Source organism: Massilia agrisoli (genome assembly GCF_020831365.1).
Taxonomy (GTDB): Bacteria; Pseudomonadota; Gammaproteobacteria; order Burkholderiales; family Burkholderiaceae_D; genus Telluria_A; species Telluria_A agrisoli.
Map to the genome: position 1 here is coordinate 538,958 of NZ_JAJHPV010000004.1, position 23,333 is coordinate 562,290.

The 23,333-nt window shown below is 66.1% G+C and carries 23 protein-coding genes; 12 read left to right on the forward strand and 11 right to left on the reverse strand.

Features of this window, described 5'->3' with window-relative positions:
• Positions 1 to 44: 44 nt before the first annotated feature.
• The 6 genes from LMJ30_RS03815 to LMJ30_RS03840 form a co-directional block, all read right to left on the reverse strand.
• The gene (locus LMJ30_RS03815; RefSeq protein WP_229431057.1) at positions 45 to 1,496 is read right to left on the reverse strand and encodes a glycoside hydrolase family 3 protein; all 1,452 of its coding nucleotides are present in this window, start codon (positions 1,494 to 1,496) and stop codon (positions 45 to 47) included.
• A 57-nt stretch (positions 1,497 to 1,553) separates the two neighbouring features.
• Positions 1,554 to 2,567, reverse strand: coding sequence for an SIS domain-containing protein (locus tag LMJ30_RS03820; protein WP_229431058.1), 1,014 nt, complete (start codon positions 2,565 to 2,567; stop codon positions 1,554 to 1,556).
• Positions 2,557 to 3,669, reverse strand: coding sequence for an N-acetylglucosamine-6-phosphate deacetylase (nagA, locus tag LMJ30_RS03825; RefSeq protein WP_229431010.1), 1,113 nt, complete (start codon positions 3,667 to 3,669; stop codon positions 2,557 to 2,559). Before nagA ends, LMJ30_RS03820 begins: the two co-directional genes overlap by 11 nt.
• Positions 3,666 to 4,544: a glucosamine kinase nucleotide-binding domain-containing protein gene (locus tag LMJ30_RS03830; RefSeq protein ID WP_229431011.1), complete on the reverse strand. Its 879-nt coding sequence runs from the start codon at positions 4,542 to 4,544 to the stop codon at positions 3,666 to 3,668. The genes nagA and LMJ30_RS03830 overlap by 4 nt, the downstream gene beginning before the upstream one ends.
• Before the next feature lie 30 nt (positions 4,545 to 4,574).
• Positions 4,575 to 6,107: a GIN domain-containing protein gene (locus LMJ30_RS03835; RefSeq protein WP_229431012.1), complete on the reverse strand. Its 1,533-nt coding sequence runs from the start codon at positions 6,105 to 6,107 to the stop codon at positions 4,575 to 4,577.
• Positions 6,108 to 6,252: 145 nt separating this feature from the next.
• Entirely contained in the window at positions 6,253 to 6,525 is a 273-nt protein-coding gene (locus LMJ30_RS03840) for a hypothetical protein (RefSeq protein WP_229431013.1), read from the reverse strand.
• 155 nt (positions 6,526 to 6,680) lie between these two features.
• On the opposite strand from LMJ30_RS03840, the gene LMJ30_RS03845 reads away from it, so the two are divergent.
• The 9 genes from LMJ30_RS03845 (at position 6,681) to bufB (ending at position 13,412) form a co-directional block, all read left to right on the forward strand.
• Positions 6,681 to 7,640: a LysR family transcriptional regulator gene (locus LMJ30_RS03845; RefSeq protein ID WP_229431014.1), complete on the forward strand. Its 960-nt coding sequence runs from the start codon at positions 6,681 to 6,683 to the stop codon at positions 7,638 to 7,640.
• 80 nt (positions 7,641 to 7,720) lie between these two features.
• The gene (locus LMJ30_RS03850; RefSeq protein WP_229431015.1) at positions 7,721 to 7,906 is read left to right on the forward strand and encodes a hypothetical protein; all 186 of its coding nucleotides are present in this window, start codon (positions 7,721 to 7,723) and stop codon (positions 7,904 to 7,906) included.
• Positions 7,888 to 8,376 (forward strand): hypothetical protein, encoded by a 489-nt coding sequence (locus tag LMJ30_RS03855; RefSeq protein ID WP_229431016.1) that lies wholly within the window; start codon positions 7,888 to 7,890, stop codon positions 8,374 to 8,376. The genes LMJ30_RS03850 and LMJ30_RS03855 overlap by 19 nt, the downstream gene beginning before the upstream one ends.
• A 2-nt stretch (positions 8,377 to 8,378) precedes the next feature.
• A complete protein-coding gene (locus tag LMJ30_RS03860; protein WP_229431017.1) occupies positions 8,379 to 9,941 on the forward strand; it encodes an AAA family ATPase in 1,563 nt (520 codons plus the stop codon).
• 4 nt (positions 9,942 to 9,945) lie between these two features.
• The gene (locus LMJ30_RS03865) at positions 9,946 to 10,605 is read left to right on the forward strand and encodes a general secretion pathway protein GspB (protein ID WP_229431018.1); all 660 of its coding nucleotides are present in this window, start codon (positions 9,946 to 9,948) and stop codon (positions 10,603 to 10,605) included.
• 12 nt (positions 10,606 to 10,617) lie between these two features.
• Positions 10,618 to 11,148 (forward strand): molybdopterin-guanine dinucleotide biosynthesis protein B, encoded by a 531-nt coding sequence (gene mobB / locus LMJ30_RS03870; RefSeq protein WP_229431019.1) that lies wholly within the window; start codon positions 10,618 to 10,620, stop codon positions 11,146 to 11,148.
• A 44-nt stretch (positions 11,149 to 11,192) separates the two neighbouring features.
• A complete protein-coding gene (locus LMJ30_RS03875) occupies positions 11,193 to 11,393 on the forward strand; it encodes a YjfB family protein (RefSeq protein ID WP_229431020.1) in 201 nt (66 codons plus the stop codon).
• A 75-nt stretch (positions 11,394 to 11,468) separates the two neighbouring features.
• The gene (locus LMJ30_RS03880; RefSeq protein WP_229431021.1) at positions 11,469 to 11,750 is read left to right on the forward strand and encodes a BufA1 family periplasmic bufferin-type metallophore; all 282 of its coding nucleotides are present in this window, start codon (positions 11,469 to 11,471) and stop codon (positions 11,748 to 11,750) included.
• Between the two features lie 9 nt (positions 11,751 to 11,759).
• A complete protein-coding gene (gene bufB / locus LMJ30_RS03885) occupies positions 11,760 to 13,412 on the forward strand; it encodes an MNIO family bufferin maturase (RefSeq protein ID WP_229431022.1) in 1,653 nt (550 codons plus the stop codon).
• A 48-nt stretch (positions 13,413 to 13,460) separates the two neighbouring features.
• Here the strand turns inward: bufB and LMJ30_RS03890 are convergent, their stop codons facing one another.
• From LMJ30_RS03890 to fumC, 3 genes are all read right to left on the reverse strand, one after another.
• Complete coding sequence (locus LMJ30_RS03890; RefSeq protein WP_229431023.1) at positions 13,461 to 13,745, reverse strand: DUF883 domain-containing protein; 285 nt, start codon at positions 13,743 to 13,745, stop codon at positions 13,461 to 13,463.
• Positions 13,746 to 13,911: 166 nt separating this feature from the next.
• Positions 13,912 to 14,124 carry an RNA-binding S4 domain-containing protein gene (locus tag LMJ30_RS03895; protein WP_131428688.1) on the reverse strand — a complete coding sequence of 71 codons (213 nt, stop codon included), beginning with the start codon at positions 14,122 to 14,124 and terminating at the stop codon, positions 13,912 to 13,914.
• Positions 14,125 to 14,164: 40 nt separating this feature from the next.
• The gene (fumC, locus tag LMJ30_RS03900) at positions 14,165 to 15,562 is read right to left on the reverse strand and encodes a class II fumarate hydratase (protein ID WP_229431024.1); all 1,398 of its coding nucleotides are present in this window, start codon (positions 15,560 to 15,562) and stop codon (positions 14,165 to 14,167) included.
• Between the two features lie 154 nt (positions 15,563 to 15,716).
• Here fumC and LMJ30_RS03905 point away from each other — a divergent pair, with 154 nt between their 5' ends.
• Entirely contained in the window at positions 15,717 to 16,715 is a 999-nt protein-coding gene (locus LMJ30_RS03905; RefSeq protein ID WP_229431025.1) for a type IV pilus assembly protein FimV, read from the forward strand.
• Between the two features lie 396 nt (positions 16,716 to 17,111).
• On the opposite strand, the gene LMJ30_RS03910 is transcribed toward LMJ30_RS03905, so the two are convergent.
• Together LMJ30_RS03910 and LMJ30_RS03915 are read right to left on the reverse strand one after the other, a co-directional pair.
• Entirely contained in the window at positions 17,112 to 17,384 is a 273-nt protein-coding gene (locus LMJ30_RS03910; RefSeq protein ID WP_229431026.1) for a flagellar protein FliT, read from the reverse strand.
• A 110-nt stretch (positions 17,385 to 17,494) separates the two neighbouring features.
• Complete coding sequence (locus LMJ30_RS03915; protein WP_229431027.1) at positions 17,495 to 18,325, reverse strand: HDOD domain-containing protein; 831 nt, start codon at positions 18,323 to 18,325, stop codon at positions 17,495 to 17,497.
• A gap of 222 nt (positions 18,326 to 18,547) precedes the next feature.
• On the opposite strand from LMJ30_RS03915, the gene LMJ30_RS03920 reads away from it, so the two are divergent.
• Positions 18,548 to 21,175, forward strand: coding sequence for a M1 family metallopeptidase (locus LMJ30_RS03920; RefSeq protein ID WP_229431028.1), 2,628 nt, complete (start codon positions 18,548 to 18,550; stop codon positions 21,173 to 21,175).
• 18 nt (positions 21,176 to 21,193) lie between these two features.
• Positions 21,194 to 23,239: a M13 family metallopeptidase gene (locus LMJ30_RS03925; RefSeq protein ID WP_229431029.1), complete on the forward strand. Its 2,046-nt coding sequence runs from the start codon at positions 21,194 to 21,196 to the stop codon at positions 23,237 to 23,239.
• Positions 23,240 to 23,333: the final 94 nt, after the last annotated feature.

Sequence of the window (23,333 nt, forward strand, 5' to 3'; positions counted from 1 at the left end):
TCGTTCCCGCGCGGGCGGGAATCCATAAGGCCGGTGGGAAACGGTCAGGCGTCGTCGAAGCCGGGGACGGGCACGTGGCCGGTCGCTTCCAGCTCGCCACCGAGCCAGGCGTCGACCGCGTCGAGCGCTGGCCCGGCGAAGCCGTAGGTGATCAGCGCGGGAGCGTCGAAGTCGAGCGCCTGGTACGGGTTCCACAGCGCCAGGTGCAGGTCGGGCCTGAAGCGCGCGCGCGCGTTCGGGCCGTATCGCACGCGCGAGGTGGACGCGAGGATGACGAAGCGTCCGTCGTCGGGCAGCGCGCTCCAGTCGAACGATTCCGCGTCCGCATAGGTCACCGTGTCGACATCGAAGCGGCGCGCCAGCACGGCCGCCAGTACGCCGGCAGTCACGCCGGCTTCCGATACGCCGTCGCTGACCGCGTCCTGCCGCATCACCAGCCGCACCTTGCCGCCGGCAGGCGGGCGTTGCGGATTGCCGCGCGCGGTCAGGGCGCGCTTCCAGCCTTCCGCCATCACGGCGCGGTCGTCTTCATCGGCGCCGTAGTCGCACTGTGCGCACGCGTAGGTCGCCGTCAGCGAGGCCAGGCGCTCAAGCTTGCGCTCGACGTCGGCCATCGGCAGTTCGCCCGATTCGATGGCGCGCGCAATCGCGTCGATGGTTTCTTCTTGCGTCACCGGCGTGCCGAGCGCCATGACCATGTCGGCGCCCGCGACCAGCGCCAGCACTGCCGCGTGGCCGACGCCGTAGCGTCCCGCGATGGCGTGCATGTCCATGCCGTCGGTGATGATGACGCCCTTGTATTGCCACTGCTCGCGCAGCAGCTCGCCCAGGATCCGGCGCGACATCGTGGCCGGGTGCTCAGGGTCGAGCGCCGGGTACACGATGTGCGCGGTCATCATCGCCGGCGCCACCGCCGAGGCCATGCGGAAGGGCGCGAATTCGAATTGCTCCAGTTCGGCCAGCGGCTTGTCGACCGTCGGCAGGGCGCGGTGCGAGTCGACGTGGGTGTCGCCGTGGCCGGGGAAGTGCTTGACGCAGCAGGCCACGCCTTCCGATTCGCTGCCGGCCATCCAGGCCATTGCCAGTTCGGTGGCGCGCTGCGGGTCGGCGCCGAACGAGCGCTCGGCGATCACCGGGTTGTGCGGGTTGTTGTTCAGGTCGAGCACTGGCGCGAAGTTCCAGTTGAAGCCCAGCGCCTTGACGGCGCGCGCCACGGCGGCGCCGGTGCGGTAGGCAAGATCGGTGTCGTCGGCGGCGCCGAGCGCCATCGCCGATGGCGGCGCAGGCACCCAGGTCGAGCGCACGACGGCGCCGCCTTCCTGGTCCAGCGCGATCAGCGCGCCCGGGCCCATTGCGTCAGCCAGGCTGGAGGTCAGGCGCTTGAGCTGCGCGGCGTCGGTCATGTTTTGACGGAACAGGCATGCGCCGCGCACGCTGTTGGCGCGCATGAAGGCGGCGGTCGCTTCGTCCAGCACGGTGCCGGGGAAGCGGATCATGATCAGCTGGCCGGCGAGTTTGCGGTAGTGGTTCAATTGGCAGCTCCGTAGCCTTGCTTAGTTGGTCTTGGTGACTTTGCTCAAGTGGCGCGGACGGTCCGGGTCCATGCCGCGCGCTTCCGCCAGCTTGGCGGCCATCACGTAGAACGCCTGCACCGCGACGATCGGGTCGAGGTCCGGCGTCGCCGCGGTCGGCAGGGTCAGGTCGCGTTCGGCGATGTCGCTTGGTGCCGCCAGCAGCACGCGCGCGCCGCGGCCGCGCATCTCGGTGGCCAGCTGCACCAGGCCGGCCTGGGTCGGGCCGCGCGTGGCGAAGATCATCAGCGGGTAGCCTTCTTCGATCAGCGCCATCGGGCCGTGCTTGATCTCGGCGCCCGAGAATGCTTCGGCCTGCAGGGCCGAGGTTTCCTTGAACTTGAGCGCCGATTCCAGCGCGATCGGGAAGCTGATGCCACGCCCGACGACCATGATGTTGCGGGCCGGGGCCAGCACGTCGATGGCCGGCGACCAGTCGGCTTGGGCAGCGGCCGCAAGTGCGTCCGGCAGCGCGGCCAGGCCTGCTTTCAGGTCCGGGTCGTTCTGCCATTCCGCGACCAGGCGCGCGCCCGCGACCAGGCTGGTGATGAAGCTCTTGGTGGCGGCAACGCTTTGTTCCTTACCTGCGTGCAGCGGCATCGCCCATTCCGCCGTTTGCGCCAGCGGGGAGGTGATGTCGTTGACCAGCGCGACCGTGGTGGCGCCGCCGTTGCGGAAGTAGCCGGTCGGCTCGACCACGTCAGGGCTTTGGCCGGACTGCGAGATGGCGATAGTCAGCGTGTTGCGGGTGACCAGCGGCGACTTGTAAAGGGTCAGCAGCGACATCGGCAGCGACGCCACCACGCGCCCCATGCGCGCCATGATCAGGTAGGCGCAGTAGTTCGCCGCATGGTCCGAGCTGCCGCGCGCGATGGTCAGCGCGGTATTGAACTGCGTGGTCCGGAGCGTCTGCCCGAGGGCGGCGTAGCGGTCGGCGTCTTGCGACAGTTGCAGGGCGACGCATTCTGCCGCGGATACGGCCTCTTTAAGCATCATTGAGGTCACAGGCTTCTCCTTCGATATACACAGATTTGATGTTCAGGTTGCGGTCGAGGACCACGAGGTCGGCATGGCAGCCAGGCGCAATGCGCCCGATCTGCGTTTCGCCGAGGTAGTCGGCGGCGTAGGTCGATACGCGGCGCGAGGCGTCGGCCAGGTCGAGGCCGAGCGAGACCAGGTTGCGCAGCGCCTGGTCCATCGTCAGCGTGCTGCCGGCCAGCGTGCCGTCGGGCAGGCGCACCCCGCCCATGCACTTGTGGACCACCTGGCGGCCCAGCATGTACTCGCCGTCCGGCATGCCGGTGGCGGCGGTGGAGTCGGTCACGCAGTACAGGTTCGGGATCGCGCGCAGCGCTACCTTGATGGCGCCCGGGTGCACGTGCAGCAGGTCGGGAATCAGCTCGGCGTACTGGGCGTGCGCCAGCGCGGCGCCCACCATGCCAGGCTCGCGGTGGTGCAGGCCGTTCATCGCGTTGAACAGGTGGGTGAAGCCGGCCGCGCCGTGCTTGAGCGCCGCCACGCCGTCGTCGTAGGAGCCCATCGTGTGGCCGATCTGGACGCGGATGCCGGCGTCGGCCAGTTCCTTGACCAGCTGCAGGTGGCCTTCGAGTTCCGGCGCGACTGTAATCAGGCGCATCGGCGCATGCTCGCCCAGCTGGTTGACTTCATCGAGCGTGGCCGAGCGTGCGTAGTTGGGTTGCGCCCCGAGCTTGCCCGAGTTGATGTACGGGCCTTCGAGGTGCACGCCGAGGATGCGCGCGCTGCCCGGCACCGGGTTTGCGCATGCGGCGCCCACTGCCTTGAGGGCTGCCACGATGTCTTCGGGCGGCGCCGTCATTGTGGTGGCCAGCAGGCTGGTGGTGCCGTGCTTCGCATGCATCTTCGCGATCACTTGCGGCGCGTCGCCGCCTTGCATGATGTCCTTGCCGCCCGCGCCATGCACGTGCAGGTCGACGAAACCGGGAATGATGTAGTCGTCGCCGTTGATGGCCGGGTCGGCCGCGCCGCCGGCGATCGCGTCGATGCGCTTGCCGAAGCGAACCTCGCCGCTGATCCAGCCGCCTGGCGTGAGGATGTTGCCTTTGATTGCAGTGCTCATTGCACGCCTTTCTCGATGTGCTGTTCGATCATGCGCAACGCGCCGCTGGCGGCGTCGCCGTGCGGGGCGATGGCGCGCGCGCGGAGTTCGGCAGGCAGCCAGGCGCGCAGCACTTGCCCGAGCCCGCCGCACAAGGCGAATGGTAGTTCTCCGGACGGATCGAGGGCGCGCGCGAGGCCCGCCACTTCGAGTCCGGCGTCGGCCAGGATCTGGCGCGCGGTGGCGTCGCCATCGGCATGGGCGACGACGATGGGCGCCAGCGATGCGTAGGTAGTCTGCGTGGCCTTGCCAAGCCAGACCTGGATGGCGTCGCGGTTGCCGCCGCAGGCGTCGATCACCTGCTGCGCAAACGGCGAATGCGGCTTGCGGCCGTCGAGTACCTGTTCGATGTGGTTGATGGCGCGCAGGCCCATCCAGCCGCCGCTTGCTTCGTCGCCGGCAGGGAAGCCCCAGCCGCCGGCCTCGCGCTGTTCGCCGTCCGCCAGCAGCACCTGCGCCACGCTGCCCGTGCCAATGGCGACAATCACCCCAGGCTGGCCCTGGTGCGCGCCCATCAGCGTGGTGAAGCCATCGGTCTCGAGCCGCAGCGCGCCATAACCGGGGTTGGCGGCGACGAACTGCGCGGCCCATTCCTTGTTATGCACGCCGGCCAGGCCAAGGCCAATGGCGATGGACGACAGGGGAGGGGGCGCGACGCCGGCGCAGGCGAAGGCCGCGGCGACGGCGTCGCCGATCGCCTTCCATGCCTTGTCGATGCCATGTGCGAGGCCTGACGGGCCGCCCTGGGCCTGGGCGATTTCCTGCCCGCCGGCGCGCGCGATGCGCACCCGCGTTCCGGTGCCGCCGCCGTCAACGCCGATGAGATAGTCGATCATATGGAATGGGGTCCTGTGCTGCCATGAAGGTCAGGGCACTATAGGGATGCCAAACTCGTGTGTCAACAGGTATTTAACTGGTATTGTAGTGGTTGGAACTGGTATTGGAATGGTGCGTTGTGGCGCGCGCCAAGCCCTTGATTTAAAAGGACTTGGCGCGCAAGTGGAATGGTCGTGCAGGGAAGGTGGTATGGAGCGGCAGGTAGCGAAGTTATGCTGTTCGCGCGCGCCCTTGCGGTCGATGGTCACCATGCGCGGCTTGTCGAGCATCGCCGTGCGGGTGTCGGGTTTCGCGCGCACGTTGACGACCGCATTGCCAGGGCCGCTGACGACCACGTCGGCGTGGCCTGCCACCAGCGCGCGGGCGTTCAGGCTGCCCGATCCCGACAGCTGCGCATTGAGGCCGTCGACCGTGCCGCTGATATCCGCGTCGGCCGGGCCTTTCATTTTCAGGACCAGCCGCTTGCCGGACAGGGTGGCCTGCAGTCCGCCGGAGCCATGCAGTTCGGCGTCGAGGGTGCCGGCCACGTTGGACAGTTCGGCCGCGCCCGGTCCCCGGTTGCGCAAGGTGGCGTTGGTGACCGCCAGGCGCGATGCATCGAGGTCGCCCGATCCGGACAGGTCGGCGTGCAGCGTGGCGGTGCTGCCGGCCAGGTCGACGTTGCCTGGTCCCGCCAGCATCAGGCGTACGTCGCGCGCCGCCAGGCCGCTGACCGACAGGTCGCCGGAACCGTGGACCTGGCCGTCGAATTTTTTCAGGTTGCCCGCGATGCAGCCGTTGCCCGGGCCGTGCATCTGTGCGCTGGCCGCTTCCACCGCCAGCGAGCAGGCTTCGAGGTCGCCCGAGCCGTGTATCTCGGCGCGCAGCTCGCGGCTGCTGCCTTCGAGCCGCGCGCCGCCGGGGCCGTGCAGGTCGATGGCCACCGACGCCAGGCGCAGGCGCTGGCCTTCGAGGTCGCCCGATCCGCTGATATGCGCCGACAGCGTGCCGCTGATGTCGGCAATGGTGACGTCGCCCGGGCCGGACATGGCCAGGCTGGCGCGGGTGGCGCGCATCAGGTGCAGGTCAAGCTCGCCGCTGCCGGAGCTGTTGACCTGCAGTTCGCGTACCGCGCCGCTGGCGCGCACGTCGCCGGGGCCATTGAGGGAAATGGCGAAGCGCTCGCCGCTGACCTGCTCAACGTCGACGTCGCCGCTGCCGGACGTCGCCAGCTTTGCCAGCATCGGGGTGCTGATGTTGATGGTGACCCGCTCGTGCACCTTGTTGAGGCTGAAGCTGAAGCCGCGCCGCTTCACCGGGCGCACCACCAGCGTATCGCCGCTGACGAAGGCTTCCACTCCCGCCAGGTCCTTGCGGGTGCCGGTCATCGACAAGGCATTGCGGCCTTGCGCCTTGATGGCCACGCGATAAGGGCCGGACAATTCGATCGACCGGAAGGCGCCGATCTCGCGGTGGGTTGTGACCAGCTCGGAATCCTGCGGCGCCGCCAGCAGCGAAGGGGAGGCAAGGACGCCGGCAGCGATGGCGGCGGCGAGGCTGGTTTGCTTGAGCATCGTTTTCATGTCTTCTTTTATGGGTGATCGAATCGAAGCATGACAATAAGGCACGCATCCGCATGGCGCGACCGGAAACCGACGAAAGCGCAAAAACGTGGCCCCAAATGCAAAAGCGGCGGATAAGCCGCCGCTCTAGCCGCCTTGCACTTGCTTAGTTTTTGTACTGTTCCAGCTGCACTGCCAGCATGGTCTTGTGGTTCTTGACGAATGCTTCGGCTTCGGCCTTGACCGTGGCGCGGTCGGTTGCCGATGCCTTGGTGATGGTGACCGTCGGCAGGTTCAGTTTGTCGGCGTTGGCGCTGTTGGCCGCGGCGGTAGCGGCTGCGGCGGTCACGGCGGCGTTAGCCAGCGGCGCGTCGGCGGCGAATGCGGAACCTGCTGCGACGAACACAACAGCTGTGGCGATGAATTTGCTTGCTTTCATGGTATTTCTCCCTGTTGATTAATTGCGTCGCGTCTTCGCGGCGTTGACGGCCTGATTGCTCGTCCAATGAAGCCAGTCTACACGTTGCGCTGTAAGCAAAAAAGGCGAATAATCGCAATGCACCGTTGCGGTGGGCGCAATAATCAAAGGATCATATGGACAGGTTGCAATCGATGCGGGTATTCGCCAAGGTGGTCGAGATGGGCAGTTTCGCCAAGGCGGCCGAGGCGCTCGACCTGTCGGCCACGGTTGTCACGCGCAACCTGGCCGACCTCGAGACCCACCTGGGGACCCGGCTGCTCAACCGCACCACGCGCAAGCTGTCGCTGACCGAGTCCGGGCAGGTCTACCTTGCGCGGGTGCGCCAGATCCTGTCCGATATCGACGACGCGGATGCCGAAGTGTCATCGCAGTCGCGCAAGGCCAGCGGCGTGCTGCGCATCTACTGCCAGCCGGGTTTCGGCCAGTCGCAGCTGGGGCGCCTGCTGCCCCTGTATGCGCGCGACATGCCGGACGTGGTGCTCGACGTGACCTTATCCGACCATGGTGTCGACCTGGTGCAGGAAGGCTTCGACATCGGCATCTTCCTGGGCGTGCAGAAGTTCGACAGCAGCCTGGTGGCGCGCCAGCTGGCCACGTCGAACCTGATCCTGTGCGCCTCGCCCGACTACGTGGCGCGCCGCGGCGAACCGCTTGCGCCGTCCGACCTGTCCGGCCACGACTGCCTGAACTTCGCCTTTGAACAGCTGCGCCACCACTGGCCGATCCAGTGGGGCGACCAGCATGTGAACGTGCCAATCCACAGCCGCATGATCTCGAATAACGGCGCGGTGCTGCGCGAGGCGGCGCTGGCCGGCATGGGCGTGGCGATCCGGTCGTCCTTCACCATCGAGGACGACCTGACCAGCGGGCGCCTGGTGCAGCTGTTGAAAGGGCACCACCTGGGCCAGACCTCGGTGATGATGGTCTACCCGAGCCGCCGCCTGATGTCCTGGAAGATGCGTACCTTTATCGACTTTATGGCGGCCCGCTTCCCGAATCCGAAGGGCGATCCGTGGCTGGCCGAGGCCGAGGCGGTGGCGGCCCCCGGCGCCGCTTGTTGGCCTGAGCGGTAGCCGCCGGGGCGGCCCCGGTGTCATAATGTGGCATTGGCGCGGTTTGGGGTGCATGCCGTGCGTGCAAGTGGAGAGCAACAATGATTCGTTATTTGGGTACGCAGAAGAACCCGGACGGTGCGACTGTCTACGTATTCCTCGTAAACGGCTTGCAAAAAGAAGTACGTGAGAACGCGCTGAAACAGCACCCGGGGTGCTATGAAGCCTTGCCGGCTTCGGCCAAGGCCAAGATCGCGGCAAACCGCCAATGGCTGTCCAAACTATAGCCGCGCTGGCCCTGGCGCTGGCGGGCTGCGTGCCGGCCGTGGCGCTGGCCGCGCCATCGACCTTCGGGCCGGTGATCGGCAGCGCGCTACTGTGCCGCAGCCATCTCGATAACGCCTACTTCCACTCCTACCTGACCACGGCCTTTGGCCCCTCGTACAAGCATGAAGGCGGCGCCTATTGGTTCAAAGCCGACGGCAGCCTGTGGGGCGCCCAGGTGACGGACATCATCGTCAGCGACGACACCAGCGACCTCGTGTTCGTCGGCGCGGTGGCCGAAACCTCCCCCGACAAGCTGGAACAATCGATCCGCAGCGCCTCGGGCGTGCGCCACCTTCCGGCCGACAGCTCGGCCTTTCCGGTGAGGCACTCGGTGCCGGGTAGTAAAATCGTCTACTTCAAGGACAAGTCGAAAATCTACTGCGCGCGCTACAAGCCTTTGCATCCGTCGCGCCAGGTCCCGGCCAGGTAAATATGTACACACACTTTTTCAACCTGACCCAGCCCCCGTTCTCCATCGCGCCCGATCCGCGCTACCTGTTCATGAGCGACCGCCACCGCGAAGCGCTGGCGCACCTGCTGTTCGGCGTCGGCAGCGGCGGCGGCTTCGTGCTGCTGACCGGCGAGATTGGGGCTGGCAAGACCACCGTGTGCCGCTGCTTCCTCGAGCAGGTGCCCGAGCATTGCGAGCTTGGCTATATTTTCAACCCGCGGCTGTCGGTGGAGGAGCTGCTGCAATCGGTGTGCGAGGAATTCCACATCGCGCTGCCCGCCAGCGCCAGCGTCAAAGGGTATGTGGATGCGATCAACCGCTACCTGCTGGACTGCCACGCGCAAGGCAAGAACAACGTGCTGGTCATCGACGAGGCCCAGAACCTGTCGGCCGGCGTGCTCGAACAACTGCGCCTGCTGACGAACCTGGAAACCAGCGAGCGCAAGCTGCTGCAGGTGATCCTGATCGGCCAGCCGGAGCTGCGCACCATGCTGGCCGACCCCAGCCTGGAGCAGCTGGCCCAGCGCATCATCGCGCGCTACCACCTGGGCTCCTTGTCGGAAGACGAGACCGGCAGCTATGTCAGCCACCGCATGGCCGTTGCCGGGGCGTCAGGCGCGCCGGCTTTCCCGCCTGCGCTCACCCCGCTGATCCATCGCTTGTCCAAGGGCGTACCGCGCCGGATCAACCTGTTGTGCGACCGCGCGCTGCTTGGCGCGTATGTCGAGAACACCCACCAGGTGACGCGCGCGATCCTGCGCAAGGCGGCTTCCGAAGTGTTCAACGACGACGAGATGCCGGCGCCGAAGCGCTGGGCCATGCTGGCTGGCGGCGTGCTGGCAGGCGCCGCGATCAGCGCTGCCGCATTGCAGCTGATGCCGGTGAAGCAGCAAGCAAAGCCCGCCGCCGCAAGCGCCGCGACGAAAGCCGCTGCCCCGGTGCCGGTTGCCGTGCCAGTCGGGCACGAGTCCGCGGAACCGGCAATGCGCGAGCTTGCCGCCTTGTGGGGGCAAACGCTGGCCGCCGGTGAACCTTGCGAGGCCGCCCAGCGCCAGGAACTGCGCTGCCACCAGGGCAAGGGCGGCCTGTACGAACTGCGCCAGCTTGACCGCCCGGCGGTACTGACCTTGCGCGACGGCGCGGCGACGCGCCATGCCGTGCTGGTGGCGCTGGACGACGACAAGGCCACGCTGTCGGTCGGCGGCGCGAAGCATGCGGTCAGCATCGCCTCGCTGGCCGCGCGTTTTGACGGCAGCTTCACCACGTTCTGGCGCGCGCCGCGCGCGTTCCGCGACTATGTGCCTGCGGGCGGGCAGGGCGCCGATGTCGACTGGATCGCGGCGAAGCTTGCGCAGCTTGAACGTGCCGCCGCGCCGGCCCAGGCACAGCTTTTCGATGTCCGCATGCAGGAGCGCCTGCGCGCCTTCCAGGCCGCGCAGGGCCTGAAGCCCGATGGCATGGCAGGCCCGCGCACCTACATGCGCCTGAACCAGTTGGGCGGCGTGGCAGAACCGCGCCTGCTTGCCGACCGCAAGGAAAACTAAGCCCATGTCATACATCCTTGAGGCACTCAAAAAAGCGCAGGCGGAACGCGAGCTCGGTTCTGCGCCGACCATCCATGCAGCGCCAGTTCACGCCGCGCCTGTGCGTGCGGCCGCCAGCCGCAAGCCACTGCTGGTCGGCCTCGGTGCAGGTGCGCTGATCGCCGGCGTGGCGGCGTTTGCGGTGCTGCGCCAAAGCGCGCCGCCGCCGCCGCAGCCGCAGCCGATGGTTGTCGCCACCGCGCCGGCGCCGCAGCAGCCCGTCGTCGCAGCCCCGCCTGCGCCACCGGTTGCCGAGGCGCCGCCCGCGCCAAAACCGCCGGTGGCCGCTGCGAAGCCATCCGAACCAAAGCCGCAACCCAGGCCCGAGCGCGCCGAGGCCCCGGCGCGGCCTGACCCCGCGCCAGTTGCGGCGGTTGCGCCGGCGCCGGTCGAGGACAGCGCGCCGCCGCTTGGCCAGCTGCCCGAAGCCATCCAGCGCGAAGTGCCGCAGATCGCCGTCGGCGGCTACATCTATTCCGCCAATCCGGCCGACCGCCTCCTCCTGATCGACAAGGTGCTGCGGCGCGAAGGCGAGGAGGTGGCGCCCGGCCTGGTCCTGGAGCGGCTGCTGCCCAAGGCCGCGGTGATGAACTACCGCGGCTACCGTTACCGCCTCCCGTACTAGAAAGCGCCGAACATGCAGAACGAAACACAGCCCGGACAGGTGCTGGGCGTGGTCGGCTGGTCCGGCAGCGGCAAGACCACCTTGCTCGAATACCTGGTGGCGCGGCTGGCCGCGCGCGGCCTGCGCATCAACGTCGTCAAGCACAGCCACCATGACATCCCGCTGGAGCCCCCGCACAAGGACAGCGCGCGCCTGCGCATGGCCGGTGCTGCCGAAGTGATGATCGCGTCGCCATTCCGGGTGGCCGTCATGCGCGAACTGCGCGGGGCGGCCGAGCCATCGCTCGCCGAACACCTGCAGCGGCTCGCCGCGGCCGACCTGACACTGGTCGAGGGGTATAAATGGGAGCCGATTCCAAAGCTGGAAGTGCACCGGCCCGCCCTCGGCCAGCCGGCGCTGTACCCGGACGACCCGGGCATCGTCGCCGTCGCCAGCGACGCCACCCGTCCGGCGCAGCTGCGCGATGGGGTCGAGTGGCTCGACCTGAACGACCAGCCAGCCATTTTGGCCTGGCTTGAGCGGCGCCTGCCTAAAGTTCCCTAAAAACCTGCCGTAACAAGGGGATAGCCCCTCATTCGGAGAACGACATGGACGTTGCCGCAATTGCAAAATTATCGAGCTCGATCGCAGAAACCGGCAATCGCCAGGAAGTGCAAGCCGCCGTCCTCAAGCGCGCGCTGCAGATCGAAGGCTCCACAGCTACCCAGCTGATCGATGCCGTAAAGACAGTGCCATCGGTGCAGAACCTGCCTTCAAACCTCGGCAACACCATCAATACCACGGCCTGAACTCCATTCATGGTACGGCTGTGTTTGTACCGCAAAAAACGCGGTAGAATCCGCCATCCAACTAAGGAGAGCTCCATGAACAAACGTCAAGCCATGATCGCCGCTGCCCTTGCAGGCATGTGCGCAGCAGCCAGCAGCACCGCATTTGCACATAACCACGGTTCCGACAAGGCCGAAAAGGTCGAGCAGGAAAAGTGCTTCGGCATCGCCAAAACCGGCCAGAACGACTGCGCCAGCTCGAACGGCTCGCACAGCTGCGCCGGCCAGGCCAAGACCGACAACGATGCCACCGAATGGAAGTACGTCGCCAAGGGCACGTGCGAGAAGGCCGGCGGCAAGCTGCCCGAGAAAAAGTAATTCCCCTCTGTGACAGCAGAACTGCGCGCAGGACTGGCGCCGGCCAACCATGCCGGCGTCGGGCTGCGCGCCCCGCATTACCGCGATTTTCTTGAGCAACGGCCGAAGGTAGGCTGGCTCGAAGTCCACACCGAAAATTTCCTCAACCGTTCCGGCTGGGACTGGCACGTCCTGGGCCAGCTCCGGCGCGACTATCCGGTCAGCCTGCATGGTGTCGGGCTTGGCCTTGGCTCGGCGCGGGGTTTCTCCGAACATCACCTTGAAAGGGTGCGCGCGCTGGTCGCCGATGTCGATCCGATGCTGGTGTCCGAGCATCTGTGCTGGGGCGCCGTCCACGACCGCAACCTGAACGACCTGCTGCCGCTGGCGCTGGATGACGCCGCGCTGGACCTGCTGTGCGAGCGGGTAGGGCGGGTGCAAGACCTGCTGGGCCGGCAAATATTGCTGGAAAACGTATCGACCTACGTCCGCTTCCGTTCCGACCAGATGAGCGAAGCGCAATTCATGGCGGCGCTGTCGCGGCGCACTGGCTGCCTGCTGCTGCTCGATGTGAACAACCTCTGGGTCAACCAGTGCAACCACGGGGAGGACGCGCTGGCGGCGATCGCCGCAATTGCGCCGGGCAGCGTCGGCGAAATCCACCTGGCCGGGCACATGGTGACGCCGGCCGCCGTCATCGACCATCACGGCGCCGAGGTCGCGCCCGAGGTATGGGCGTTGTACAAGGCGGCGCTGGGCCGGTTCGGCAGGGTGCCGACGCTGGTCGAGTGGGATACGGACCTGCCTGCGCTAGAGGTGCTGCTGGGCGAGGCGCGCAAGGCCGATGCGATTGCTTCCGGCTTCGCTGTCCAGCCTGCCATTGCCCCGCCGCACGCCAATGCACGCAGCGCCGCCGCGCCCGATGTCGATAGTTCCACGCAGGAATTGTTTGCCCGTGCATTGTTCGATGCCGGGCGCGAGGCGGAGGTGCTGGGACATTTCACCAACGGCGATGCCGACCGGTTCGGGCTGTACCGCGGCAACCTCACCGTGACCTGGGACAAGGTGCTGTCCGCCGCCTATCCGGTCATCCGCCAGCTGCTCGGCGACGAGTTCTTTACGGCGCTGAGCCGCGCCTTTGGCATGGCCCATCCCTCCGTGGACGCCGACCTGAACAACTTTGGCGCAGGCTTTGCCGCCTTCCTCGAGCGCTTCGAGCACGTGGCGCAGTATCCCTACCTGCCTGACATGGCGCGTTTCGAATGGGCGCTGCACCGCAGCCATTTTGCGCCCGATGCGCAGCCCGTTACCGCCGCGCAACTTGGCTCGCTCGACCCCACCCGTTTCGAGGCGGCGCGCGCCGCCCTGCACCCGGCCTGCACGCTGTTCGCCTCCGACTGGGCCATCCTCCCGCTGTGGCAGGCGCACCAGGCTGGCAGCGGCGTCGGCTTCCCGCAAGACATGGCCCAACCGTCGTGTGGCGTGATCGCGCGGCCGCGATGGAAAACCGAGGTGGCGGCGCTGCCGGCATCGGCCTTTGCCGCCTTAAAAGTACTGGGCGAGGGCGGCAACGTTGGCGCCGCACTGGACGCGGCGTTCGCCATCGACGACGATTTCGACGTACCCGCCCACCTGGCGCAGTGGATGGCGCTGGGGGTGTTCAGTTCGCTGGAAGAGGAGTAGGGGATGCGGCGCCGGCCCCCGGCGCCGCACTGGACTTGCGGAAACTACTCAGTGGAATGCACGCAGGATGCGCGCTTCGCCGGACTGGTCGGCGTGCTGGTTTGCTGCGGCATTGGTCGCTTCGATCATGCGCGATAGCTGGGCGTCTTCGAACCGCGCCAATTCCTCGGTTGCGGCGTTGAGCGCATGCGCCAGCTTGGCGCGTGCGTTCTGGTAAATCACACTGGTGTATTGGTCGGTGTTCTTGAGCAGTTCCTCCGCATTTTCGATGACGAGTCGCAGGTCTCCAATGAGCCTTTCCTGCGTCTGAGACCTTTCTTGAGGGCTATTCATGGCGGCCTCCTCCAACGGTTGATCATGGTTACAATATAAACAAGCAAGAACGGCTGAGTTTGTCTGCGCGCAAATGAATGCGGGCACTTATTCCGGGGCCAAAGCCCCGCCAGATCCTTGCGTTATTTCCCTCGCTTACCCGTCAACCGCAACGCCGCAGCACTGCTTACTGCACGCGAATACGCACGTCGCCGACACTGACGGTCTGGCCCGAGCGGATCTTCGCGGTCTTGCGCAATTCGCGCTTCCCATCGACGGCAACGACGCCGCTCGCGACCATGTTCTTTCCGGCGCCGCCGCTGTCGCACAAGCCAGCCAGTTTCAGCAGCTGGTTGAGCTCGACGAACTCGCCTTCCAGATCAAAAGTGACGTTTTGCATTCTATCCTCGATTAAAATTGTTGGTTTTTTGATACGTAAATCAGGCAGGCGGTGCGGGGTGGGTCATGTCCATCGGGACGATCCATTCGCTGAATTCCTGCTCCGTCACATAGCCCAGCGCCAACGCGGCTTCCTTCAAGGTGGAGCCTTCGTGCTGCGCCTTCTTGGCAATCTGGGCCGCGCGATCATAGCCGATGTGCGGCGCCAGTGCAGTCACCAGCATCAGCGAGCGCTCCATCAGTTCGCCGATGCGCGCGTGGTTCGGCTCGATCCCGCGCGCGCAATGCTCGTCGAACGAGCGCATGCCGTCGCCCAGCAGGCGCGCGCTCTGCAAGAAATTGTGCGCGATCATCGGCTTGAACACATTCAGTTCGAAGTTGCCCGAGGCGCCGCCAATGGTGATCGCCACGTCGTTGCCGAACACCTGGCAGCACAGCATGGTCAGCGCCTCGCACTGGGTCGGATTGACCTTTCCCGGCATGATGGAACTGCCTGGCTCGTTTTCCGGAATCGTGATTTCGCCCAGGCCGGAACGCGGTCCGGACGCCATCCAGCGCACATCGTTGGCGATCTTCATGAGCGCGGTGGCAAGGGTTTTGAAGGCGCCATGGGCTGCGACGAGTGCGTCGTGGCCGGCCAGCGCGGCAAACTTGTTCGGCGCGCTCTTGAAGGCTAACCCGGTGCGCGAGCCCAGCTCGGCTGCGATGCGGGGCGCGAAGTCAGGGTGGGCGTTGAGTCCTGTCCCTACCGCCGTGCCGCCGGCGGCCAGTTGTAGCAGGCCGGGCAAGGTTGCCTTGATCATCTGCTCGGCGTATTCCAGCTGCGCGACATAGCCGGAGAATTCCTGCCCCAGGGTCAGCGGGGTCGCGTCCTGGAGGTGGGTACGGCCGATCTTGACGATGTCGGAAAACTCGCGCGCCTTGACAGCCAGGGTGCCCCGCAGCTGCGCCAGCGCGGGCAGCAGGTTCCTGGCCACCGCCTGGGCGGCGGCCACGTGCATGGCGGTGGGGAAGATATCGTTGGACGACTGTCCCATGTTGACCTGGTCGTTGGGGTGCAGCAGGCGCGCTTCGCCCCGTTCGCCGCCCATCAGCTCGGATGCGCGGTTGGCCAGCACCTCGTTCATGTTCATATTGCTCTGGGTGCCAGAGCCGGTCTGCCAGACGACCAGCGGGAATTCGTCCGGATGCCGGCCGTCGAGCACTTCCAGCGCGGCCTGCATGATGGCGTCGGCCTTGTCGGCCGGCAGCAGGCCGAGCGAGCGGTTGACGGCGGCGGCGGCGCGTTTCACTTCCGCCAGCGCGTTGACCAGTTCGGCCGGCATCCGTTCGCTCGAAATGTGGAAATGTTCGAGCGAGCGTTGCGTCTGGGCTCCCCACAAGCGGTCCGCTGGCACGGCGATCGGGCCGAAACTGTCCTTCTCCATCCTGGTTTCCATGGCGTTTTTCCTGTTATTGATGAATTTTGCTAAAGAGTTTACTCCAACGCTCGTTAATGACGTCAGGGGCGCAAATTCGCGCTGCCTTCCCTTAGTCACTGGTCCAGATTCCATGCCTCGTCGTTGCCTCGCCGTCCTCCTCCGCACCGCCAGTATGTTTGCCCTCAGCGGCGCGCTGGCCAGCGCCTTTGCGGTCGAACTGGGCGAAGTGATGGTGCGCTCGCACATCGGGCAGCCGCTGGTGGCGGACATCGAGCTGACCGGTTTCGCCACGGACGGCGCGGCGGTCGACGTACGCCTGGCGCATCCGAACGTGTTCCAGGCCGCCAATCTCAGCATGCATCCGGTGCTGTCGAGCGTGCGCATGTCGGTCATGCGGCGCGATGGCCGCCAGTTCCTGCACATGACGTCGATTGCGCCCGTCAACACCCAATACGTGCACCTGTTCCTCGACCTGGGCGAGGGCGGGCGACGCAATGTGCGCGCGGCCAGCCTGCCGCTGACCCCGGATCCGCGCCCGGCGCCGCCACCGGCTCCGGCGCCCGTGCCGGCCCCTGAGGCGAAGCCGTTGGCAGCGATCGCACCCGCGCCGACACCGGTTGCGCCACCGCCCAGGCCAGCGGCGCCGATGCCGAAAGCCGTGGCGCCCGCGGTGAAGCCGGCCCTTGGCGTCATCCCCGCAGCGGCTTGCCCCAAGCCCCGTTATACCGACGACGAGATCCGCTCCTGCGCGACGCGCGACTACAAGAACGCCATGCTGTCTGCGCAGATTGTCGAACTGGAAGAAAAGGTCAAGGCCTTGCAAGCCGCGCTCGACGCCCCGGCCGGCCCCGCGCCGGCGTCCGTCCCCACGGCCGCTGCCATCAAGCCGGCCAAGGCTGGGCCGCCGCCGATCCGTACCGTCCCGCGCAAGAAGACCGCCCCCGCGCCGGTCGATGAAGCGCCATCCCCGTGGCTCTGGATTGGCGCGGCACTGGCGGCGTTGGCCGCCACGGCAGCGGCCCTGGTCCTTGTCCTGAAACATCGCAGCAGGGGAAAAGTCGCGGCGCCAGAGCGCCCGAAGAGCAATATGATGGGACGCCTGCGTGATGCGATGCACCGCGACAAGGGGGGCAAAGCACCCGCCGAGGCGGCCGAGGAAGTAGCGAATTGATTAATCTTAAGAAAAAGCAAAAAATACTTCGCGCGCATCCTGCGCAATCGCAAGAACTGGGCTATACTCGGTTCCATGGTCTTCAAGGCCAACAAAACAGGGCACGGACCTGGCGCAGCCACCACCGATAGCGTGGCGCGACAAGCAGGTGATCGTTGAAGAAACGCCTGTCCTGGAAGCTGACTGCAAGGCTACGACGTCTTGCAGCCGCCGGATGCAACCGGCAACGAGGCGACGCCAGGAGATACCTGGTGTTCGCTCTCCAGAATTCCTTCCTGTAGCAAACTCCCTCGTTCCAGCGCCAGCCCCTTCAGGGGCTACCATGCGTCATCGTTCCGCAACGACAAAAACAAAAAAGCGCCCGCGGGCGCTTTTGATGTGTGGGCAGGATAGGGCTTAGTGCGCCATCACGTCCGACAGCTGCCACGGCTCGGTAATCTCGCGGATCGCGCGGTCGTTGGCCAGGATCTGCTTGATCAGGTCGATCTTGCGCAGGCGGGCAGCGCCTGCCAGTGCCGGCACGCCGGTTTCCACGCCCGCAGCCTGTGCCGCGCACTCGGTTTCCATCGCCGCCAGGCCATTCCAGTCGCCGGTTTTTGCGGCGCCTGCCATCTTGGCAGTCAGGCCAGCAATATTTTCGTACATCGAGAGGACTTCGTTGGAGGTCATGGGACACCTGGCCGATAGTTGGCGGATTACCGCGTGTCCCTCTATATCGGTGCCCATTTAGGAAACTTTAGGGTGACTATGCGATTTTCTGAAAATAATTTTGCGGATTGTTATTTGATCAACTCTTCGAGCCCTGCGCTGAGCTCGGCCAGCGGCGGCATGTCCTCCAGCAGCCGCCCCGGTTCGAGCGCGAACAGGGCGGCAACCCCGGTTGGCGTTTCGCCGGCGATGTCGTCGGGCGCCTCCCGCGCTTCGTTCAGCTGGGCGCGCCATGCCGCCAGGTGGATGACGGCGGCGAGGCGGTCGGGCGGGGTTGCCTGGAGCGGGGCCGGGACCTCGCGAATGGTTCGCGTAAATACTGCTGGAAACTTCCAGCGTTGCGCCAGGCCCGCGCCCACATCGTAGAAGCTGAAGCCGAAAGCGCGCATTTCGTGCTGCATGCGTCCCGGGTCGTACGGTCCGACATCGTCATCGAGCTCCTGCGCTTGGGCTGGCATGCCGGCATGGATGATGACCAGGCCGATTGCATGCATCAGCCCGATCGTGAAGGCCAGGTCCGCGTCTTCGCCAGTTCTGCTCGCGATCCATCTTGCGGCAACGGCAGTATTCAGGCTGTAGCGCCAGAAACGCTGCAGGTCGAGGCCGGGCGGTACGTCTTTGAACCCATTCACCAGGCCGCTGCTGATGACGAGCGTGCGCACGGTGACAAACCCCAGCATCCGCACCGCGTCATCGACGGTCGCCACGCTGCGCGACATCTTGTAGTACGCCGAGTTCGCCAGCCGCAGCAGTTTGGCGCTCAGTACCGGGTCGGCCGACAAGGTCCGCGTGATGTGCGCGACCGGTACGTCGGGGTCTTCAAAACTGTGGATCAGGTCTGCGAGAACCTTGGGCGCGGTCGGCAGGGCCTTGGGGTTATGGAGCAGTTCGTCCAGTGTCATTCCAGCTTCTCCTCGTTGTCGCGAGCCACGCCCTGACTATATAGCGAATCCTGGCGCAGCGGTACAGGCTCGCGCACGGCCGGGGCATTCCGCGATTTGTGCAGCCTGGCGCGGCATTGTGCAGCCTGTCGCAATTGCACGCCGCGCCGCGGCGGGCCCGCATACAGTGCAGTCTGGGGCGCTGCGGCATATGGCGCGACCGCACAATAAAAGAGAGACGAGATGAGACATCCACACTTAAAACAGCTGGCGCTGGCCGCCGCGCTTGCGTTCGCTACATTGTCGGCCCAGGCCGAAGCGCCGTATTCCTTCGCCGCCACACCCGGCAAGCTTCCCAAGAACATCGTGCCGGTGCTGTACACCGCCCACCTTGTGCCCAATCTTGCGGACAACACGTTTTCCGGGACGCAAACCATCGACATCGACGTATTGACGCCAGCCTCGCGCATCGTGCTCAACGCCGCCAACATGCAGTTCGACGCGGCCAGCCTGTCCGGCAGCGCCATCGGCGAGATCGCGCTGCGCGCGCAAGTGGACGACAAAGAAGAAACCGTCGCCTTCGACGTCGGCCGCCAGCTTGCCCCGGGCCGCTACCAGCTCACGCTGGCGTTTCGTGGCCAGATCAACCGCGAAGCGCGCGGCATGTTCCACATGGATTACAAGGCAGGCAGCGACGCCAAAAGGATGCTGGCCACCACCATGGAGCCGACCGACGCGCGCCGCATGCTGCCGACCTGGGACGAACCGGCCTTCCGCGCAAGGTACAAGCTGTCGGTCGATGTGCCGGCCAGCTTCCAGGCCTATTCCAACACCCCGGTCGAAAAGCAGGAGACCCTCGCCGGCGGCATGCAGCGCATCCGCTTCGGCCCGACGCCCAAGATGCCGAGCTACCTGGTGGTGCTGGTCGCGGGCGAGCTGGAACGCATCAGCGACCGCCACAACGGCGTCGACATCGGGGTCGTCACGACCGCAGGCAAGAAGGACACCGGCAAGTTCGCGCTCGAGTCGACCAAACGCCTGCTGGGCTACTTCAATAACTACTTCGGCCAGCCGTACCCGCTGGCCAAGCTAGACCAGATCGCCATCCCGGGCGGTTTCAACGGCGCCATGGAAAACTGGGGCGGCATCGTCTACAACGAAGCGACCTTGCTGTACGACCCGAAGAAGAGCCCCGACCACGTGCGCCAGGGCTCATTCGAGATCAACGCCCACGAGGTGGCGCACCAGTGGTTCGGCAACCTGGTCACGATGGCGTGGTGGGACAACCTCTGGCTCAACGAAGGTTTCGCCTCGTGGATGGCGACCAAGGCGACCGACCATTTCTACCCTGACTGGCGGCCTTTCCTGCACAGCATGGCCGAGCGCGACTACGTGATGGAGCTGGACGCGCGCAAGACCACGCATCCGATCCAGACGCCGGTGCAAAACGAGTCGCAGGCGGCCGACGCCTTCGACGCGATCACCTACACCAAGGGCCAGGCATTCCTGCGCATGCTGGAAGCCTACCTGGGCGAGCGCGACTTCCGCAAAGGGATCCGCAGCTACATGGATAAGCACCAGTACTCGAACACCACCACCGCCGACTTGTGGGCCGCGCTGGAAAAGGCGTCCGGCAAGCCGGTCGCGAAGCTGGCCTCCGACTGGACCACCCAGCCGGGCTTCCCGGTCCTGAAGGTCGAGCAAAGCTGCGAGGGCGGCAAGCGGCGCGTCACCTTGTCGCAGCAGCAGTTCCGGCTCGACGAGCCGGCAAAGGAGCAGCGCCTGTGGAACGTGCCCGTGCAGGTCGGTACCGTCGGCGGCAAGGCCTACTACACGCTGCTGGCAGGACCGGGCACCACCATCACGCAGGCCGGCTGCGACGCGGCGCTGGTGGTCGATCCGCACAGCGTCGGCTACTTCCGCGTCCAGTACGACACCGCGTCCTTCGATGCGCTGTCGGGCCAGGCCGCGCGCCTGCCCGACACCACGCGCTTCAAGCTGCTGTCCGACACCTGGAGCATGGTGCAGGCAGGCCGGCTTGACCTCGGCAGCTACCTGAAGCTGGTGTCGGGCTATGGCGACGAGCCGCGGCTGGTGGTGTGGGCCACGATTCTCACCAACCTGGGGATGTTGGATCGCATGGCGCAAGGCGAGCCGGAACAAAAGCTGATCCGCCGTTACCTCGTGCAGGTCGTCAAGCCGCGCTTCAGCAAGCTTGGATGGGACGAACGGCCAGCCGACTCGATTGAAGACAAGCAGATGCGCGCGATGATGGCGGCTGCGCTGGCGCGCGCCGGCGACCCTGAGGCCATCGCGCAAGCGCGCGCGCGCTTCGCCCGCTTCCAGGCCGACCCGTCCAGCGTCAGCCCGGAGATGATCGACTTTACGCTCAGCGTCACGGGCCGCTATGCCGATGCGGCCACGTACGAGACCTTGTCGAACAAGACGATGACGGCGCAAACTGGCGAGGAGCGAAACCGCTATGGCCGCGCGCTGACGAACGCGCTCGATCCGGCACTGTCGGCGCGCACGCTGGAGAAGGCCCTGTCGCCCGACCTGCCGGCGCAGCTGGCCACCCGGATCGTTCCCGACGTCGCGCGCAGCGAGCATATCGACCAGGCATGGGAGTTCGCCGTCAGGAATCGTGACGCCCTGATGAAAAACCAGGACGCGATCGGGCGCAACCGCGCCTTCCCGAGCATCGTTGGCGCCTCGGCCGATGCCCGCCACGCCGACCAGCTCGAAGCCTATGTCAAGGCGAACTTCGGCGAAGACGCGCAAGCGGAAGCGCAACGCGTGGCCAATGCAATCCGTACGCGCGCCGCGCAAAAAGCGCTGCTGCTGCCGCAGGTACGCGCCGCCCTCAAATAACCTGATGAAAGGAAGACCATGAAAACAAGCTGGAAACCTGCCCGTACCGCCATCGCCATCGCGCTGTGCGCCACCTTTGCAATCGGTTCCGCCCAGGCGCAGGCGCCGTCAGCGCAACCTGCACCGAGCGCCTCGATGACGGTCCTGCCGGGCGACGACTTCTTCGCCTACGCGAACGCCGACTGGCTGGCCAAAACCGAGATTCCCGCCGACCGCAGCAGCTGGGGCGCGGGCGCCGCGCTGGCGGAAGAAACCAACGAACGCATCCGCAAAATGATCGAGGCGATCGCCGCGGACAAGAAGGCCACCGGCGAGGCGCGGATGGTGGCCGATTACTATTCCTCGTTCATGGACGAAGCGGGCATCGAAGCGAAAGGGGGCGCGCCGCTCAAGCCGGTGCTGGCGAAGATCGACGCGATCAAGGACAAGCCTGCGCTGGTGCGCGCGCTTGGCGCGTCGCTGCGCGCCGACGTCGACCCGCTCAACGCCACCGACTTCTTTACCGAGAACCTGTTCGGGCTGTGGGTGGCGCAGGGCCTGAACGAACCAGGCCGCAACACGCCCTACCTGCTGCAGGGAGGCCTCGGCATGCCCGACCGCGCCTACTACCTGACCGACAGCCCGCGCATGGCGGAGCTGCGCACGAAGTACCAGCAGCACATTGCCGCCATGCTGAAGCTGGCCGGCTATGCCGACGCCGAAGCGCGCGCCGCCAGGGTGTTCGCGCTGGAGAGCGCGCTTGCGCAGTCGCATGCGCCGCGCGAAGACTCGGCCAATGTGCAGAAGGCGAACAACAACTGGACCTTGAAGGACTTCGCGGCGAAGGCGCCCGGCATGGACTGGAACGCCTTCTTCAAGGCCGCCGGCCTGGCCGGCCAGGACAAGTTCATCGTGTGGCACCCGACCGCGATGGCCGGTGCGTCGAAGCTGGTCGCCTCGACCGACCTGGCGACCTGGAAGGACTTCCTCGCATTCCACGCAGCCAACCACCATGCGGCGGTGCTGCCGAAGGCATTCGCCGACCAGTACTTCGCTTTCTACGGCAAGGCCATGTCCGGCACGCCGCAGCAGTCGCTGCGCTGGAAGCGCGCGCTGGCGGCCACCAACAACGCCGTCGATGAAGCAGTCGGACACCTGTATGTCGACCGCTACTTCCCGGCCGAGAACAAGCAGCGCCTGCAGCAAATGGTCAGCAACATCGTGACCGCGTTCAGCAAGCGCGTCGAGAAGCTTGAGTGGATGGCGCCGGCCACGCGCGCGCATGCGCAGGAAAAGCTGCGCACCCTGTACGTCGGCATCGGCTACCCGGAGAAATGGAAATCGTACGCCGGCCTGAAGGTCGTGCAGGGCGATGCGCTGGGCAATGCGATGCGCGCGGAGCAATTCCAGTACAAGCACGCGCTGGCAAAGCTGAAGAAGCCGGTCGACCGCACCGAATGGTCGATGCCGCCGCACGTAGTCAACGCGGTCAACATGCCGATGCAAAACGCGCTCAACTTCCCGGCCGCGATCCTGCAGCCGCCGTTCTTCGATCCGAAGGCATCCGATGCGGTGAACTACGGTGCGATCGGCGCGGTCATCGGCCATGAGATCAGCCACAGTTTCGACGACCAGGGCGCGCAGTTCGACGCCCAGGGCCGCCTGCGCGACTGGTGGACCAGGGAAGACCTCGAGCACTTCAAGGCCGCCTCGAACAAACTGATCGAGCAGTATTCGGCCTACAAGCCTTTCCCGGACCTGGCTGTCAACGGCCAGCTGACGCTCAGCGAAAACCTGGCCGACCTGGCCGGCCTGGCCGCGGCGTATGACGCGTACAAGGCCACCCAGTCGGGCAAGGCGTCGATGGTGGAAGGCGACCGCGAGTTCTTTATCGGTTACGGGAACACCTGGCGCACCAAGATGCGCGAAGGTGCGGCGCGCCAGCGCATCCTGACGGACGGCCACTCGCCGGGCGAGTACCGCACCGCGACCGTGCGTAACCTCGACGCATGGTACAAGGCCTTCGACGTGAAGCCGGGGCAGAAGCTGTACCTGGCGCCAGCGGAGCGCGTGCGCGTCTGGTAAGCCACCAACGAGGGTAGGGCGGGCAAGCGAAGCGCCTCCGCCGGGTTGAGCGTCAACGTGGCGCCAAATCGGCGGAGGCGCTTCGCTGTCCGCC

What these genes read in the sequence shown, in the direction of transcription:
- mobB (WP_229431019.1), top strand. Translation starts at nt 10,618, where the DNA reads ATGCAGAACGAAACACAGCCCGGACAGGTGCTGGGCGTGGTCGGCTGG.
- LMJ30_RS03865 (WP_229431018.1), top strand. Translation starts at nt 9,946, where the DNA reads ATGTCATACATCCTTGAGGCACTCAAAAAAGCGCAGGCGGAACGCGAG.
- LMJ30_RS03915 (WP_229431027.1), bottom strand. Translation starts at nt 18,325, where the DNA reads ATGACACTGGACGAACTGCTCCATAACCCCAAGGCCCTGCCGACCGCG.
- LMJ30_RS03815 (WP_229431057.1), bottom strand. Translation starts at nt 1,496, where the DNA reads ATGATCCGCTTCCCCGGCACCGTGCTGGACGAAGCGACCGCCGCCTTC.
- LMJ30_RS03905 (WP_229431025.1), top strand. Translation starts at nt 15,717, where the DNA reads ATGTTTGCCCTCAGCGGCGCGCTGGCCAGCGCCTTTGCGGTCGAACTG.
- LMJ30_RS03845 (WP_229431014.1), top strand. Translation starts at nt 6,681, where the DNA reads ATGGACAGGTTGCAATCGATGCGGGTATTCGCCAAGGTGGTCGAGATG.
- LMJ30_RS03880 (WP_229431021.1), top strand. Translation starts at nt 11,469, where the DNA reads ATGAACAAACGTCAAGCCATGATCGCCGCTGCCCTTGCAGGCATGTGC.
- fumC (WP_229431024.1), bottom strand. Translation starts at nt 15,562, where the DNA reads ATGGAAACCAGGATGGAGAAGGACAGTTTCGGCCCGATCGCCGTGCCA.
- LMJ30_RS03855 (WP_229431016.1), top strand. Translation starts at nt 7,888, where the DNA reads ATGGCTGTCCAAACTATAGCCGCGCTGGCCCTGGCGCTGGCGGGCTGC.
- LMJ30_RS03850 (WP_229431015.1), top strand. Translation starts at nt 7,721, where the DNA reads ATGATTCGTTATTTGGGTACGCAGAAGAACCCGGACGGTGCGACTGTC.
- LMJ30_RS03875 (WP_229431020.1), top strand. Translation starts at nt 11,193, where the DNA reads ATGGACGTTGCCGCAATTGCAAAATTATCGAGCTCGATCGCAGAAACC.
- LMJ30_RS03910 (WP_229431026.1), bottom strand. Translation starts at nt 17,384, where the DNA reads ATGACCTCCAACGAAGTCCTCTCGATGTACGAAAATATTGCTGGCCTG.
- LMJ30_RS03890 (WP_229431023.1), bottom strand. Translation starts at nt 13,745, where the DNA reads ATGAATAGCCCTCAAGAAAGGTCTCAGACGCAGGAAAGGCTCATTGGA.
- LMJ30_RS03925 (WP_229431029.1), top strand. Translation starts at nt 21,194, where the DNA reads ATGAAAACAAGCTGGAAACCTGCCCGTACCGCCATCGCCATCGCGCTG.
- LMJ30_RS03920 (WP_229431028.1), top strand. Translation starts at nt 18,548, where the DNA reads ATGAGACATCCACACTTAAAACAGCTGGCGCTGGCCGCCGCGCTTGCG.
- LMJ30_RS03830 (WP_229431011.1), bottom strand. Translation starts at nt 4,544, where the DNA reads ATGATCGACTATCTCATCGGCGTTGACGGCGGCGGCACCGGAACGCGG.
- LMJ30_RS03820 (WP_229431058.1), bottom strand. Translation starts at nt 2,567, where the DNA reads ATGATGCTTAAAGAGGCCGTATCCGCGGCAGAATGCGTCGCCCTGCAA.
- LMJ30_RS03860 (WP_229431017.1), top strand. Translation starts at nt 8,379, where the DNA reads ATGTACACACACTTTTTCAACCTGACCCAGCCCCCGTTCTCCATCGCG.
- LMJ30_RS03895 (WP_131428688.1), bottom strand. Translation starts at nt 14,124, where the DNA reads ATGCAAAACGTCACTTTTGATCTGGAAGGCGAGTTCGTCGAGCTCAAC.
- LMJ30_RS03840 (WP_229431013.1), bottom strand. Translation starts at nt 6,525, where the DNA reads ATGAAAGCAAGCAAATTCATCGCCACAGCTGTTGTGTTCGTCGCAGCA.
- nagA (WP_229431010.1), bottom strand. Translation starts at nt 3,669, where the DNA reads ATGAGCACTGCAATCAAAGGCAACATCCTCACGCCAGGCGGCTGGATC.
- LMJ30_RS03835 (WP_229431012.1), bottom strand. Translation starts at nt 6,107, where the DNA reads ATGAAAACGATGCTCAAGCAAACCAGCCTCGCCGCCGCCATCGCTGCC.